The organism is Salipiger pentaromativorans (genome assembly GCF_024721115.1).
In the GTDB taxonomy this organism is placed as follows: Bacteria; Pseudomonadota; Alphaproteobacteria; order Rhodobacterales; family Rhodobacteraceae; genus Salipiger; species Salipiger pentaromativorans.
In genome coordinates, this window is record NZ_JAMDHK010000028.1 from 1 (window position 1) to 14,743 (window position 14,743).

Genomic DNA, 14,743 nt, shown 5'->3' on the forward strand with positions numbered 1-14,743 from the left:
GACTGAGCAGGAATAGCCCGTCGGCGGGGCCAAATCGCTTGGCCGAAATCTCTTGACTAAGAGAGACCCGTTACCGAAGTCCTGACCCTACGTCGATGCAAGGTTCATCGCGCTCGGCACCGATGGCTTCGGCCGTTCGGCCAACCGGGCCGACCTGCGCGCCTTCTTCGAGGTGGACCGCAAGAACATCGCGCTGGCGGTGATCGAGGCTCTGGTGCGCGCAGGCGACGAAGAACCGGCCACGCTGGCGAAGGCTCTGGACGCATTCAGCCTGGACGCTTCGGCACCGGCGCCCTGGACCGTATGAGAGGGGGAGGCAACATGACCAACACCATTGACGTGAAAGTGCCTGATATTGGCGATTTTTCCAATGTGCTCGTGATCGAGATCAACGTCTCTGTAGGCGATATCGTCGCAAAGGACGACCCGATCTTGATGCTGGAAAGCGACAAGGCAACCCTGGATATTCCCGCACCGACCGGCGGTAAGATCGCCGCCATCCATGTGGTCGAGGGTGACAAGCTCAGCGAGGGCAGCCTCGTGATGACACTGGAGGCCGCGGGCGAAGTCCCCGAAGCTGACACCACCCGGCCTGATGTGCGCGAGGCCGCCGATGCGGTTCCAGAGCTGAGCGCCTCTGCCGCCGCACCCGCCGAAGGTGCGGCCCTTACTGGAAAAATCGAGCTTCTCGTGCCCGATATCGGTGATTTCACCGATGTGCCGGTGATCGAAGTCACCGTGGCATTGGGCGATATCGTCGCCGAGGATGATCCGATCCTGATGCTGGAAAGCGACAAGGCGACGCTGGATATTCCCGCGCCTGCGGCAGGCAAGGTCACCGCTATCCATGTGTCCGAAGGCGACACGGTCAGCAAGGGCAGTCTGGTGATGACGCTTGACGCCGAAGGCGAAGCGACCGCAGAAGCGCCCCCCGAGGCTGCGCCCGCACGGCAGCCCGTGCCGGCCCTGCAGACCGCCGCCTCTGCCAGCGGCGCAGACAGCCACGCGGAATTCCTGGTGCTTGGCGCTGGACCGGGTGGCTATACAGCCGCCTTCCGCGCCGCCGATCTCGGACTCAAGGTCACGCTGATCGAACGCTGGGACAGGCTGGGGGGCGTCTGCCTGAACGTGGGGTGTATCCCGTCCAAGGCACTGCTGCATGTGGCCAAGGCCATGGACGAAGCGCAGGCGTTATCCGCCCACGGGGTCAGTTTCGCCGCCCCGACGGTCGACCTGGACGGCGTTCGCAGCTTCAAGGATGGGGTGGTCGGCAAGCTCACCGGCGGACTGAATGGTCTGGCGCGCAAGCGTAAGGTCACCGTCGTCAGGGGCACCGGGCGGTTCGCGGGCCCCAATGTCATTCGTGTAGAGACTGCCGAGGGCACGCAGACCGTCAGCTTTGATCATGCGGTCATCGCCTGCGGGTCGGAACCCGTGCGCCTGCCGTTCCTGCCCGACGATTCGCGCGTGATCGACAGCACCGGCGCGCTGGCGCTTGCCGATATCCCTGAACGGATGCTGGTGGTGGGCGGCGGGATCATCGGGCTCGAAATGGCGCAGGTCTATGATGCTCTTGGATCGAAAATCACCATTGTTGAACTGATGGATCAGATCATCCCCGAAGCGGATCGCGATCTGGTAATGCCGCTGATGAAGCGGATCGAGAAACGCTATGAACGCGTCCTTCTGAAGACCAAGGTCACCAAGGTCGAGGCCACTGATGCAGGTCTTGTGGCCACATTCGACGGACCGAACGGCATCTTTGAAGCTGAATTTGACAAAGTTCTTGTCGCCGTTGGCCGCAAGCCCAACGGAGCGCTGGTGGCTGCCGACGCGGCAGGCGTAACCGTGGATGAGCGCGGGTTTATCCCGGTGGACACGCAGATGCGCACCAATCAGCCGCATATCTTTGCCATCGGCGATGTGGTTGGCCAGCCGATGCTTGCGCATAAGGCCGTGCATGAAGCCAAGGTTGCGGCCGAAGTGGCCTGCGGCGAAAAATCTGTGTTCGATGCGCGGGTTATCCCGTCCGTGGCCTATACCGATCCGGAAATTGCCTGGGTCGGCATGACCGAGGCCGAAGCGAAGTCAAAGGGTGTGAAGGTCCGGAAAGGCGCATTCCCTTGGGCGGCCTCGGGGCGGTCTTTGTCGCTAGGCCGCAATGAGGGGGTCACCAAGCTGTTGTTCGACCCCGATACCAAACGAATCATCGGCGCTGGGATCACCGGGCCAAATGCCGGAGACCTTCTGGCCGAGGCTGTGCTTGCGATCGAAATGGGTGCCGATGCCGAAGATCTGGCGCTGACGATCCATCCGCATCCGACCCTTTCGGAAACCCTGGGGCTGGCCGCAGAGGTGTCTGAGGGGACCATTACCGATCTGTAAGGCCCGCAAGACCGGGTGGCAGCCGAGCAGCGTCATTCCGGCATTTCGTGGATGTTCATACGATCCATTCCGACGTGGCTGGAGCTGCCAGTCACCATCACTTTTTGGGAAAGATCGACCACCGTTCTGCTGAAATCTCCCGTCTGAGGAGAGCCCCGCGCCGTCATGGTTCGGGCCGCGTGCCCGGGCGAAAACAGGGCCGGTTCAAGTGCCTTGACAAGAGTTTCAACGGACTTTAGTGACTATGCATACTAATTCGAACCAGGGGGCTTCAGGTACTCCGAATACCTGAAGGAAATATGCAGTGAATTGGTGCCGTGAGGGTTCTGCCCAAGCTTGGGCATCACTCATGGCTGAGAGGAAAGGGAGGCGGATATGACTGTATCTGTAGTATTCATCGAATACGACGGGACACGTCGGGAGATTGATGGCCAGGAAGGCTCTTCGGCAATGGAGGTCGCCTCGAATAACGGCGTGCCGGGAATCGATGCCGAGTGCGGCGGGGCATGCGCCTGTGCAACCTGTCACGTTTATGTGGGCGAAGAGTGGATCAACGAGCTTGATCCGCCGTCGGATAACGAGCTTTCGATGCTCGAATTCGCCGCCAACAGGCAGGAGAACAGTCGTCTGTCATGTCAGATAAAGCTGAGCCCCAAAATCTCGGGGATTGAGTTGACGACACCGGAATTTCAGTTCTGAGGCGGCTTGCGCTTTTAGGCTAAGAAGGAGGCTCCAATGTCGCTGACAGAGGCACCCGAAGAAACGGCGGAACGCAAAGCGTTCTACGAGAAGATCGACAGCAATTCCTACACCCCGCTCTGGGCTGTGTTGAATAGCATCATTACACCCGAGCCGAAGAGCGACTGCGTTCCCCATGTCTGGCGGTTCCAGGTTGCAAAGGACTATCTGCTGGAAGCGGGCGGGCTGATCACGGCGAAAGAAGCTGAGAGGCGCGTGCTTATCCTGGAAAACCCCGGCCTGCGTGGTCAATCACGGATCACCACGTCACTCTACGCCGGCCTTCAGATCGTCATGCCCGGAGAAGTCGCCCCGGCCCACCGGCACAGCCAGTCGGCACTTCGCCTGGTGCTTGACGGTGAGGGGGCGCACACCGCCGTGAACGGCGAGCGCACCATGATGTCTTTCGGTGACTTCGTCATCACGCCGCCTTGGGGCTGGCATGACCATGGCAACAGTTCCGATGAGCCGATGATCTGGCTTGATGGTCTCGATATAGCGGTGGTGTCACTGTTCGACGCGTCGTTCGCCGAAGAGCATGGCGAAGACGAGCAGCCCATCACGCGCCCACTCGGCGACAGCACCGCGCGTTTCGCCGCGAACATGCTGCCTTATGACTATGAGCGTAAGGGCTTGGCATCCCCGATCTTCAACTACCCCTATGATCGCTCGCGCGAGGCCCTAGAAAAGCTGAAGTCGGCCGAAGATGCCGACCGCTGCCACGGATTTCGCATGCGCTATGTGAACCCGCTGGACGGCGGATGGGCCATGCCGACAATCGCCCCCGGTCTCCAGCTTCTGCCGAAGGGGTTCGAAACCGCGCCCTACCGCTCGACGGACGCAACCGTGTTTGTCGTGATGGAAGGTCAGGGCAAGTCGCAGATCGGCGACGAAGTGCTGGAATGGGGTCCCAAGGACGTCTTTGTCGCGCCGAGCTGGAAATGGATCAAACACATGCCCGACGGAGAAGCGGTGTTCTTCACCTACTCCGATCGTGTGGCACAAGAAAAGCTTGGTCTGTGGAGGGAGGATCGCGGAAATCAGAAATGATCGCTTCACCGAGATGCGGGACGCATCCACATGTATACTAAATCGTAGGTCACATATCCGTCTTGTTGGAGGGGCGGATCACAAAGTTATCGCCAAGGGAGGAAAGACATGACAAACGCGCCCCATACGGCTTCGAGCAAGACGTATACCGACGAGGACATCAAAAACCTCGTCGACACCAAAACCGGAAAATACAGCCCCGAGATCTACACCAGCGAAGAGCTGTATCAGCTTGAGCTTGAGAAGATTTTTGCTCGTACCTGGATTTGCGTCGGACACGAGTCGCAGCTTCCGAATTACGGCGATTTTCAATCGGCATACATTGGTGAAGACCCTGTCGTTGTCGTGAGGCAAAAAGACAATTCGATCCGCGTTTTCCTCAACCAGTGCCGGCATCGTGGCATGCGCATCTGCCGTGTCGACGCCGGTAACGCGCGTGCGTTCACTTGCCCTTATCACGGGTGGGCGTATGACTCGGCGGGAAATCTCGTCAGTGTGCCGATGGAGACAGAGGCCTTCAACGACGCCCTGAAAAAGGATGAATGGGGTCCGAAACAGGCACGGGTCGAGACCTACAAGGGCCTTATCTTTGCCAACTGGGATGAGAGCGCACCCGATCTCGATACCTATCTCGGCGACGCCAAGTTCTACATGGACACCATGCTGGATCGTGTTGAAGGCGGAACAGAGGTGATTGAGGGTATCCAGAAGTGGGTTATTCCCGCCAACTGGAAATTCGCTGCCGAGCAGTTTGGAAGCGACGCCTATCACGCTGGCACCACATCGCACATTTCGGGCATTATGGCGGGGGTGCCGGCCGGTACCGACTTGAGCCAGGTGCAGCCGCCAACTGACGGATTGAATGTCTATATCGGTAATGGTCATGCGTGCGGACTCTTCCTCCGCAACCCGATGTTCTATCAGGTCATCGTTGGGCCCGCAGTCACCGAGTATCTCACACAAACAAGCTACCCGGAAGCTGTGGAGCGTATCGGCAAAGAGAGAGCCGACATCAATCTGTGTCACATGAATGTCTTCCCGAACCTGTCTTTCCTGACCGGAATTAACACAGTGCGGATGTGGCAGCCGAGGGGGCCTCACGAGATGGAAATCTGGTCCTTTACGCTTGTTGACAAAAAGGCGCCCGACGCCATCAAGCAGGAATGGTCTCGTAATAATGTTCGGACCTTCTCGGCTGGCGGTGTGTTCGAACAGGATGACGGCGAAAACTGGAATGACATCCAGCACGTACTGCGCGGTCATGTTGCCAAACAGCAAAAATTCAACATCGAGATGTCGGATCATACGGTACGCGATGCGGAACCCGGCTACCCCGGAAAGAGCTTCGCCGACACATATGGCGAGGAAGCCGCGCGGAATATCTACGCTCATTGGGCGCGGATGTTGACGACCTCGGATTTTTCGTTTCTCGACTCTGTGCCTACTTTGAAGGCAGCTGAGTGACATGGAAAGCAAACGGCAGGCCCAAAGATGGGTCTGCTGGCAAGCTGAAGGGAGGGCACAATGCTTGACATCATTACCAAGAACGACTTCTCGGTGAAACCCGCACCGGTTTCAGTCGAACTTCAACAAGAAATTGAACAGTTTTACTTCTGGGAAGCAAAGCTGATGGGAGACAGGAACTGGGAGAGCTGGTTCACTCTGATGTCGAAGGAAATTGAATACTGGGCGCCAATCCGCACGACGAGAATCATGCGAGAAACGGAAAAGGAATACACCGACAAAAACGGTTTCGCCCATTTCTTCGACGACTGGAACATGCTTGAGGGACGTATCCGCAAAATCATGTCGGATGTGGGTTGGTCTGAGAACCCCGCTTCTCGGTTGCGGCATATCGTCAGCAACGTCCTGATCTGGAAAGGTGCGGAAGAAGGCGAGTACGACGTAAGCACATCGGTCATAACCTATCGCAACCGTCAGGAACGCCAGGCTGATATTTTCTCGGCAGAACGACAGGATAAAATCCGCCGGGTGGACGACGAGCGCGGGTTCGAAGTTGTGAAGCGCAAGATTCTGCTGGATCAAAGCACCGTGCTGTCGAATAACATCAGCTTCTTTTTCTAAGCTGAAAGGTAAATAAATGGCATGGCACAAAACGTTCCCTCTGGCAGAAGTGCCAGAGGGTGAAATGGTCCAATACACCGGCTGCTCGGAGCCGATCTTGGTATGTCAGGTGTCCGGGACGGTGTACGCCGTTCAAGACACCTGTACGCACGACACCTGGTCTTTATGCGACGGCTATCTCGAAGGACATATCGTCGAGTGCTCTTTGCACATGGCGAAATTCGACGTTCGTAACGGTGAAGTAACAGCACTTCCCGCTTGCAAGGCGTTGAAGGTGTTTCCTGTCAAGATCGAGGACGAAAACATCTATATAGAATGTCAAGAAGAAAAAGTCACGGAGGGGGAATAAACTATGCGTATGAAGGATCAGGTCGCGCTCGTGACCGGTGGCGGGTCGGGACTCGGCAAGGCGATCGTCGAACGGTTCGTGAAAGAAGGAGCGCGTGTCGCTATCCTTGATCGCTCTCACGAGCGTATTGAAGAGGTGGTCTCCGCCCATCAGGGAGCCGTGGTCGGCGTCGCAGGCGATGTTCGAAGCATGGACGACAACAAAAATGCTGTTGCCGAATGTGTGAAAGCGTTTGGAAAACTCGATACGCTTATCGGAAACGCTGGCGTGTGGGATTATAACGCGACGCTTGCTAGCGCCGACGACGACCAGATTGCGGACGCGATTGATGAGCTCATCGGAATTAACCTTAATGGTTACATTCTTGCCGCCAAGGCCGCATTGCCCGAACTCTACAAGAGCAAAGGTAATGCGATTTTTACCGTGTCAAACGCTGGATTCTATCCTGGCGGAGGAGGAGTTCTCTACACGGCTGCCAAGCACGGTGTCGTCGGCATGATTAAACAGATGGCACATGAATGGGCCCCACACATTCGGGTAAACGGTGTCGCGCCCGGCGGCATTGGAGGATCTAATCTGGCAGGGCTTTCCAGCCTGTCCCAAGAGGACAACCGCTTTTCCGACTTGCCTCTCGATGATTTGATGAAGCAGATCCTGCCCCTGGAAAAAGCGTTTTATGCAGATGAATACGCCGGCGCCTATGTCTTCTTTGCCGACCGCAACGACAATGGCCCAGCGACGGGCGCGGTCCTGAACTTCGACGGCGGGATCGGAATGCGGGGCTTCATGTCTCCCAATATGGGCGCAGAACTGGTGGAGAAGTTCGGATAAGTCTGAGGTCCGGGGCGCTGCCTGATGATAAATGCCCGACACCCGGGATGGAACTGGGCGATCGCGCAAAAGAAACAGAATGGAGGATACTATGACGGATGTTTTGCTTCAAATCGACGGCAAAGAAGCACCGGCTAGCGAAGATCGCACGTTTGAGCGGGCCTCTCCCGCTGATGGAGTGACGGTCACGCGATACGCCGCCGCGACGCGTGAGGATGTGGACGCCGCAATCGCCTCGGCGGATCGTACGTTCCAAGCTTGGTCACAAACCGGCCCCAGCGAACGCCGCGGGCTCCTGTTGCGGGCGGCCGACGAGATTGAGAAACGCGGCGACGACTTTGTGGCAGCAATGAAGGATGAAGTCGGCTCAGGCGAACTTTGGGCCCGTTTCAATGTCATGGCCGCCGCCAACGTCTTTCGTGAAGCCGCTTCTATGGCAACACAGATACAGGGGGAGACCATTCCATCCGACAAGCCCGGCACGATGTCCATGACCGTCCGGCAGCCGGTTGGCGTGATCCTGTCGATTGTGCCTTGGAACGGTCCGATCGTTTTGGCGGCCCGCGCCATCGCATATCCGCTCGTCTGCGGCAACACGGTGGTATTCCGTGCTTCGGAAACATCCCCGCGGGTCCATTTTCTAATTACCGAAGCGGTGCAAGCCGCCGGTTTCCCAGCCGGCTCGGTCAACATGATCATTAACCAGCCCGAGGAAGCGCCTGAACTGGTCGAGGCGATGATCGCCGATCCGCGCGTGCGTCGGGTGAACTTCACCGGTTCGACACGCGTTGGAAGGATCATTGCCGCCAGCTGCGGCAAGCATCTCAAGCGCAGCCTAATGGAACTCGGCGACAAGTCTCCACTGATCGTTCTGGCCGATGCGGATGTAGACGAAGCCGTAACCGCTGCGATTTTCGGTGGCTTCCTATATCAGGGCCAGATCTGTATGAGCACCGAACGCGCCATCGTGCACGAGACGATTGCGGACGAATTTGTCGCCAAGCTTGCCGACCGCGTCTCGCAATTTGTGACCGGTGACCAGCGCACCCAAGGTGCCTGCGCACTCGGTCCGGTCATAAATCAGGGTGCCTCGAACCGTATCAACGCCCTGCTTGACGACGCCATCGCAAAAGGTGCCATGATCAAAGCCGGTAACCGCGCTGCGAACACACTCATACCCGCGACAATTCTGGACCATGTCACACCAGACATGGAGATTTACAGCGAGGAATCCTTTGGCCCTGTCCTACAAGTCATTCGCGTGAAAGACAACGATGAAGCGGTGAAGGTAGCCAACGATCCCAACTACGGTCTTTCGGCGGCGGTCCACGGGAACGATATCACCGCAACACTTGACGTTGCTATGCGGGTCCAAACCGGAGCGGTGCACGTCAACGGCGCGACTGTCGGCAATGAAGCGCAGGCACCTTACGGAGGAACCCGCAATAGCGGTTGGGGTCGTTTCGATGGCCGCGCGATGATCGACGAGTTTACCGAGCTTAAGTGGCTGACGATTGAGTCACCCAAACAGCAGTATCCCTTCAGTTAACACTGACGTGGAGCGCTTTTTGGGGCGCTCCACACACCATCTTAGATTGCCAAAGTAACGGCAGGAAAGTTGAATAATGACCCTGAAAACAAGAACAGCGGACACAGAAGCTGCACGATCTTTCGACTTGCACAACGTACCCGAGGAGTATTTCGATAATCCGTATCCATATTTTCGGATGTTACGCAACGACGATCCCGTTCATCTGAATTCTGACGGCAGTGTTCTACTGACACAGTATGCCGATGTCCGGCAGGTCTGGCGCGACATCAGCGGAGAGGTGTTCAAAGGCGAACAATTTCGCCAACGGTTTGGCGAAGGCCCACTTCTCGAGCATCACACATCCACGATGCTTTTCCGCGATCAACCGGATCACGATCGGCTGCGCAACATCGTCAACCCGTTTTTTTCGCAGGCGTCCATTCAATCCGTGAAGGGCTTTATCGAAGAGACGGTTGAGAAACATCTCGATGTTGTCGCCGAAAAACGGGATGTCGACTTCGTTTCGGACTTCGCCTTTCGGCTGCCGGTTGCCGTTATCTGCAAGTTGATTGGCGTCCCTGTAGAAGATGCGGACTATATCCAGGGCGTCGGACGCAAGGTTCTTTTCCCGCTGAACCCCGCAGTCCCGGCCGACGCGATCACGGAAGGGCACGAGGCCACTGCCGAATTCAAGTCGTACCTGCGTCCCTTCCTCGAAAAACGCCAGCGCAGCACTGACATCGACCCGATGAGCGATGTGCTAAGCGCGATGGTCGCTGCTCAGCGGAATGGCGTCACGGTTAGCGACGATGAAATTCTGCATATGTGCATCGTCACACTGAACGGCGGTCACGAAACCACCACCAACCTGATTTCGCAATCGATCCACTATCTTCTGGATGACCCCGAAGCCATGGCGCAAATGCGCAACGGCGACGTCCCCGTCAACGTTGCGATTGAAGAACTGGTCCGGTTTATCACGCCTCTCCAGCTTCAAGGCCGCCGCGTGACGCGCGACATCGAACTCGACAGTGGAAACGGCACAATCCCGAAAGGCACCGAGGTGATAATTTGCCAGGCCTCTGCAAATCGGGATGAACGGGTGTTCGACAATCCTGAAAAGCTCAACCTTGCGCGCAAGCCCAACAATCATATGGGTTTCGGTGCAGGCATTCATGTTTGCATTGGCCGTCCCCTCGCGCGGCTTGAGGCATCTGTTGCTGTGCCGGCAGTTCTGCGGCGGTTCAAGACCATAGAGCGGACGGGACCTGCGCATTTCAATCACAACACGCGGTTCCGTGGTCTCGCCGACCTGCCGCTGCGCCTCGCGTGACGCGAACACCGAAGCGCCATCGAAAGCCGCTGGCTGAAAGATAACTACATGAAACTCTGCATTTTTGATGAGGACCGGATCGGTCTTGTCGACGGTGAAACTGTCATCGATGTCACGTCGGCACTCGACGAACTTGCCCCACTGCGGTATCCGCTGCCACGGCAGGACCGGCTCATTTCGCATTTGTCCGAACTGAAAACGCCGATTGAAACAGCAAGCCAGTCCGGCGCGCGCAAGCCGCTTTCCGATGTTCGTTTGCACCCGCCGGTCGCCAATCCCGGCAAGCTGGTAGCTGCGCCTGTAAACTACACCAAACATCTGCAAGAAGCGCGCGAGCAGGAAGAAATCCATCAAAACAATGCAGCGCAGGTGCGTGTCATTCAGGAGGTCGGGCTTTTTCTGAAGGCGACCAGCAGCCTGATTGGCGCTTCGGACGCGGTTGCTGTGCGCTTCCCCGAAAGACGCACGGACCACGAGCTTGAACTTGCCGTGATCATCGGGCGCACCGCGGACCGCGTCACAGCAGAACAGGCGCTTGATCATGTCGCCGCCTACGCGATCGGTCTCGACATGACGGTTCGCGGGTCCGAAGAACGCAGTATGCGCAAGTCGATTGATACATACTCGGTGCTCGGCCCGTGGCTTGTGACTGCGGATGAGATCAACGATTCGGGAAATCTCGACATGGAATTGTCTGTAGATGGCGAGGTACGGCAAAAGGCCAATACGCGTGATCTCGTTCTGAGTATTCCCGAACTAATCGAAATGGCTTCGAGTTTCTACACCCTTCATCCGGGCGACGTGATCTATACGGGCACACCCGAAGGCGTTGGGCCAGTCACTCCTGGCAACTCCATCGACGCGTGGATCGAGGGCATCGGCTCAATGTCGATACAAGTTTCCTGATACAGTTTCCCGAGGACGTAAGTTGACTCCGAAACCCAATTCTTTCGGCCCGCTTTCCGGTATTCGAATTCTGGAAATCGGGCATTACATCGCGGCGCCATTTTGCACGCGCATCCTAGGCGACCTTGGCGCGGAGATCATAAAAATCGAGCCGCCCGCTGGAGACCCCGCGCGAGACTGGGGAGCGAAACAGAACGATCGCTCGCTATGGTGGAGCGTACACGCTCGCAACAAGCGTTCCGTCGCGATCGACATCAAGTCCCCTGAGGGGCTGGAGGCCGTCCAAAAAGTCATCGCGTCTTGCGATGCATTGGTCGAAAATCTCCGCCCCGGAGCGCTTGCGCGACTTGGCCTTTCTTACGAGGTTCTCGAAACGCTGCGCCCGGGTCTTGTGGTCGCCCATATCTCGGGTTACGGGCAAAACGGTCCCGAACGGGATCGCGCCGCATTTGGCGTTATTGGCGAGGCAATCGGCGGTCTTCGCTACCTGACAGACCATCCTCAGGGGACAAGCGATTTGCCGCCGGTCAGGGTGGGGGTCTCGTTGGGGGATTCGGTTGCCGGGCTTTATGCTGCAATCGGCGTGCTGGCCCAGTTGCTGGGCCGCGCAGAGAACAAATCCTCGTCCTGTCATGTGGTCGATGTGGCTCTCACCGAGAGTGTGCTGAGCCTGATGGAGGATATGCTGCCTGCTTACGGTGCGCTTGGCCAGATCAAGAAACCGACGGGCGCGCGCATTTCGACCGCCGCACCGACCAGCGCCTATCCGACGCGGGATGATCGCTGGCTCTTGATCGCTGCCAATTCCGACCTTCTCTTTGGTCGCCTGATGACTTTGATCGGTCGCGATGACTTCGCCTCCGATCCAGAACTGTCCACCAATTCCGGTCGCGTGGCGCAGGCTGACCGGCTGGATTCAGCCATAGCGGAATGGACCCGACGGCACGACGCAAACGACGCGGCGCGCATAGTCGCCGAAGCGGACATTCCTTCGACCCTGATTTACACCGCCGCCGAAATTGTCGCGGACCCGCAATTCCAGGCGCGCGGTATGATCCGCAAGGTCACGGATGCCGAACAGGGCACGGTCCTCCACCCCGGAATCGTGCCGCACCTACCGGATTGCCCCGGAGCCATTCGTTTTGCCGGCCAAAACCTTGGGCAAGACACTGATGATGTCCTCCGCGAGTTTGCCCACATGACGGCGCAGGAAATCGGTCGGCTACGGTCGGAAAAGGTCATCACATGACGGCGCGACCGGTCACCATCGTCGAAGTAGGCCCCCGAGATGGGTTTCAGGGAATTGTTCCTCTTATCCCGACAGAGCGCAAGATCCAGTTCATAGAGCGGCTTGCTGCGACCGGACTGGAACGGTTCGAAATCACGTCCTGCGTCAGCGACAAGGCAGTGCCACAACTGGCCGATGCCAAGGACGTTATTGCCGCAAGCCAAGGCGTGCCGGGTGTTCTCGGGCAGGTTCTCATTCCCACGGCGTCTCGGGCGGGGCAGGCACTGGCCTTTGGAGCTCGATCGCTTGCCTATGTGCTGTCTGTATCTGAAAGCCATAATCGGAGCAATGTGCGTCGTACGCCGGAAGAGTCGGTGTCCGATTATGCAGCGATGATCGCTGACCTGCCTCCGGGCATTTCACTGCGCCTTAATATAGCGACAGCGTTCGACTGCCCGTTTGAGGGGAGGATCGGAACAGAACAGGTGTTGACGTTGCTCGATCAACTGATTCCGCTCGCTCCGACAGCGGAGATCGCGCTGTGTGATACGACCGGCAAAGCGGTTCCCGATCAAGTCGGGGAGGTATTCGACGCGGTGATCTCTCGATTTCCGGAAGTGGGCTCTTGGGCTGTGCACACCCATGACACTTACGGACTTGGCCTGGCCAATGTCCACGCTGCTTGGGAGGCTGGCGTGCGCGTCGTGGATGCGGCCTTTGCCGGACTTGGCGGCTGTCCCTTTGCCCCTGGCGCAAGCGGCAATGTTGCAACCGAAGATGTTGTTTGGATGTTCGAGCGGCGTGGAATCCAGACGAATGTGGATTTGTCCGCGTTGATCGAGATTGCAAAAGACGGCGCGTGCATCCCCGGCGCGTCTGCCGGCGGTCGCGTTCGCAAAGCTCTCGCCGGCTGTGCATGACCTCCGGAGTTATCCGGAGGTCATGTCTGGTCCAGTCACTGGGCGTCGGGTTGCCTTGATGGCGCGGCGTCGCTGAAGGCGGGCAGGGTGTCGCACGCAGCATAGATACGTGCGATGGTCGGCCAGGCGTCCAGTGGAATGTCGAAACGCCGGTTGTTCCAGACCTGCGCATACAGACAGATATCCGCCATTCCCGGTTCATCACCACAGCAGAAACGGCCGGTTTCAGGGTTTTGTGAAAGCTCGGCCTCCAGTGCGTCAAAGCCCAGATTCACCCAATGGGTGAACCATGCCTTCTGCGCGTTTTCGTCAGCCCCGAACTGCTCACCAACGCGCATCAGCACCCGCAAGTTGTTCAGGGGATGGATTTCCATGGCAATCATGTAGCTCAGCGCGCGAACGCGGGCGCGGGCCTCTGGATCACGGGGCAGTAGCGCCGGCTGCGGATGGGTTTCATCAAGCCATTCGATGATGGCGAGGGACTGGGTCAGGTGTTGACCGTCCTCGAGTTCGAGGACGGGTACCAGACCCTGCGGATTACGGCGCAAGAACTCGGGCGTGCGAGTCTCTCCCTTCCGCAACGCATAGGGAACGTAATCGTATGCCAGTCCCTTCAGGTTCAGAGCTGCCCTGAGACGGGTCGACGTGGACGAACGAAAGAAATTGTGCAGACGAAGTGTCATGCCTGTCCTTTCACGCGTTCGGTGATGGGCGTTTCGATCTTGCCAAGTCCCTCGATCTCGATCACGCAATGATCGCCGGGAACCAGCGGCCCAACCCCCTCCGGTGTTCCGGTCATGATGATATCGCCTGGCTTCATCTCCATCGACTGCGATAGGATCGAGATGATCTCTGGAACGGACCAGATCAGATTTGCCAAATCCGAGTCCTGTTTCAGCACATCGTTGACGGACAGCGAGATACGCCCACGCCCGAGATGGCCAACCTGTGCGACAGGATGAACGGGACCAATCACTGCCGAAAAGTCGAAGGCCTTGCCCCAATCCCACGGCCGACCCTGCTCGCGTGCGGCAAGCTGAAGGTCGCGGCGCGTCAAATCATTTCCGACAGCGTAGCCCCAGACATGGTCCAAGGCGTGCTGGGTCGGAATGTCCCGGCCAGCTTTCCCGATGGCAACCACCAGCTCGGCCTCGTAGTGAAAATTCAAGGTCTCGGCAGGATAAGCCACCGCGACACCGGAATCCACGACAGCGTCAGCGGGTTTGGTGAAAAAGAACGGCGGATCACGGTCAGGATCCTTGCCCATTTCTCTTGCATGCGCGGCGTAGTTGCGGCCGACGCAGAAGACGCGGCGCACTGGCAGCCGATCATCGCTCCCCGCCACGGCAACTGAAGGTTGGGGCATTGGATCAAAGACGAAAGCCAT

Annotated in this window: 15 protein-coding genes; 13 read left to right on the forward strand and 2 right to left on the reverse strand. The window is 58.0% G+C overall.

What is annotated here, in order from left to right:
* Positions 1–172 precede the first annotated feature (172 nt).
* From M4578_RS24760 to M4578_RS24820, 13 genes are all read left to right on the forward strand, one after another.
* A complete protein-coding gene (locus M4578_RS24760; RefSeq protein WP_258095818.1) occupies positions 173–307 on the forward strand; it encodes a hypothetical protein in 135 nt (44 codons plus the stop codon).
* Positions 308–321: 14 nt separating this feature from the next.
* On the forward strand, positions 322–2,385 hold the full coding sequence (gene lpdA / locus M4578_RS24765) for a dihydrolipoyl dehydrogenase (protein ID WP_081894021.1): 2,064 nt from the start codon (positions 322–324) through the stop codon (positions 2,383–2,385).
* Between the two features lie 375 nt (positions 2,386–2,760).
* Positions 2,761–3,084, forward strand: coding sequence for a 2Fe-2S iron-sulfur cluster-binding protein (locus tag M4578_RS24770; protein ID WP_258095819.1), 324 nt, complete (start codon positions 2,761–2,763; stop codon positions 3,082–3,084).
* A gap of 36 nt (positions 3,085–3,120) precedes the next feature.
* Positions 3,121–4,173 (forward strand): gentisate 1,2-dioxygenase, encoded by a 1,053-nt coding sequence (gene gtdA, locus M4578_RS24775; RefSeq protein WP_258095820.1) that lies wholly within the window; start codon positions 3,121–3,123, stop codon positions 4,171–4,173.
* A 108-nt stretch (positions 4,174–4,281) separates the two neighbouring features.
* A complete protein-coding gene (locus M4578_RS24780) occupies positions 4,282–5,637 on the forward strand; it encodes an aromatic ring-hydroxylating dioxygenase subunit alpha (protein WP_258095821.1) in 1,356 nt (451 codons plus the stop codon).
* Between the two features lie 60 nt (positions 5,638–5,697).
* Positions 5,698–6,258 (forward strand): aromatic-ring-hydroxylating dioxygenase subunit beta, encoded by a 561-nt coding sequence (locus M4578_RS24785; RefSeq protein WP_036563004.1) that lies wholly within the window; start codon positions 5,698–5,700, stop codon positions 6,256–6,258.
* 16 nt (positions 6,259–6,274) lie between these two features.
* Positions 6,275–6,607: a non-heme iron oxygenase ferredoxin subunit gene (locus M4578_RS24790; RefSeq protein ID WP_258095822.1), complete on the forward strand. Its 333-nt coding sequence runs from the start codon at positions 6,275–6,277 to the stop codon at positions 6,605–6,607.
* A gap of 3 nt (positions 6,608–6,610) precedes the next feature.
* Positions 6,611–7,438, forward strand: a complete 828-nt coding sequence (hcaB, locus tag M4578_RS24795) for a 3-(cis-5,6-dihydroxycyclohexa-1,3-dien-1-yl)propanoate dehydrogenase (RefSeq protein WP_258095823.1) — start codon at positions 6,611–6,613, stop codon at positions 7,436–7,438.
* Between the two features lie 91 nt (positions 7,439–7,529).
* On the forward strand, positions 7,530–8,987 hold the full coding sequence (locus tag M4578_RS24800; RefSeq protein ID WP_258095824.1) for an aldehyde dehydrogenase: 1,458 nt from the start codon (positions 7,530–7,532) through the stop codon (positions 8,985–8,987).
* Positions 8,988–9,063: 76 nt separating this feature from the next.
* Entirely contained in the window at positions 9,064–10,302 is a 1,239-nt protein-coding gene (locus M4578_RS24805) for a cytochrome P450 (RefSeq protein ID WP_258095825.1), read from the forward strand.
* Positions 10,303–10,350: 48 nt separating this feature from the next.
* Complete coding sequence (locus M4578_RS24810) at positions 10,351–11,208, forward strand: fumarylacetoacetate hydrolase family protein (protein ID WP_036563011.1); 858 nt, start codon at positions 10,351–10,353, stop codon at positions 11,206–11,208.
* 22 nt (positions 11,209–11,230) lie between these two features.
* The gene (locus M4578_RS24815) at positions 11,231–12,457 is read left to right on the forward strand and encodes a CaiB/BaiF CoA transferase family protein (RefSeq protein WP_258095826.1); all 1,227 of its coding nucleotides are present in this window, start codon (positions 11,231–11,233) and stop codon (positions 12,455–12,457) included.
* Positions 12,454–13,356 carry a hydroxymethylglutaryl-CoA lyase gene (locus tag M4578_RS24820; protein ID WP_036563031.1) on the forward strand — a complete coding sequence of 301 codons (903 nt, stop codon included), beginning with the start codon at positions 12,454–12,456 and terminating at the stop codon, positions 13,354–13,356. The genes M4578_RS24815 and M4578_RS24820 overlap by 4 nt, the downstream gene beginning before the upstream one ends.
* Before the next feature lie 35 nt (positions 13,357–13,391).
* Here M4578_RS24820 and maiA read toward each other — a convergent pair whose 3' ends face one another.
* Both maiA and M4578_RS24830 read right to left on the reverse strand, forming a co-directional pair.
* A complete protein-coding gene (maiA, locus tag M4578_RS24825; RefSeq protein WP_036563032.1) occupies positions 13,392–14,039 on the reverse strand; it encodes a maleylacetoacetate isomerase in 648 nt (215 codons plus the stop codon).
* Positions 14,036–14,743 carry a fumarylacetoacetate hydrolase family protein gene (locus M4578_RS24830; protein WP_258095827.1) on the reverse strand — a complete coding sequence of 236 codons (708 nt, stop codon included), beginning with the start codon at positions 14,741–14,743 and terminating at the stop codon, positions 14,036–14,038. The genes maiA and M4578_RS24830 overlap by 4 nt, the downstream gene beginning before the upstream one ends.

Bases quoted from the DNA above. Each gene is read 5' to 3' on its own strand.
- lpdA (WP_081894021.1), top strand. From the start codon at position 322: ATGACCAACACCATTGACGTGAAAGTGCCTGATATTGGCGATTTTTCC.
- M4578_RS24770 (WP_258095819.1), top strand. From the start codon at position 2,761: ATGACTGTATCTGTAGTATTCATCGAATACGACGGGACACGTCGGGAG.
- gtdA (WP_258095820.1), top strand. From the start codon at position 3,121: ATGTCGCTGACAGAGGCACCCGAAGAAACGGCGGAACGCAAAGCGTTC.
- M4578_RS24780 (WP_258095821.1), top strand. From the start codon at position 4,282: ATGACAAACGCGCCCCATACGGCTTCGAGCAAGACGTATACCGACGAG.
- M4578_RS24785 (WP_036563004.1), top strand. From the start codon at position 5,698: ATGCTTGACATCATTACCAAGAACGACTTCTCGGTGAAACCCGCACCG.
- M4578_RS24790 (WP_258095822.1), top strand. From the start codon at position 6,275: ATGGCATGGCACAAAACGTTCCCTCTGGCAGAAGTGCCAGAGGGTGAA.
- hcaB (WP_258095823.1), top strand. From the start codon at position 6,611: ATGCGTATGAAGGATCAGGTCGCGCTCGTGACCGGTGGCGGGTCGGGA.
- M4578_RS24800 (WP_258095824.1), top strand. From the start codon at position 7,530: ATGACGGATGTTTTGCTTCAAATCGACGGCAAAGAAGCACCGGCTAGC.
- M4578_RS24805 (WP_258095825.1), top strand. From the start codon at position 9,064: ATGACCCTGAAAACAAGAACAGCGGACACAGAAGCTGCACGATCTTTC.
- M4578_RS24810 (WP_036563011.1), top strand. From the start codon at position 10,351: ATGAAACTCTGCATTTTTGATGAGGACCGGATCGGTCTTGTCGACGGT.
- M4578_RS24820 (WP_036563031.1), top strand. From the start codon at position 12,454: ATGACGGCGCGACCGGTCACCATCGTCGAAGTAGGCCCCCGAGATGGG.
- maiA (WP_036563032.1), bottom strand. From the start codon at position 14,039: ATGACACTTCGTCTGCACAATTTCTTTCGTTCGTCCACGTCGACCCGT.
- M4578_RS24830 (WP_258095827.1), bottom strand. From the start codon at position 14,743: ATGGCTTTCGTCTTTGATCCAATGCCCCAACCTTCAGTTGCCGTGGCG.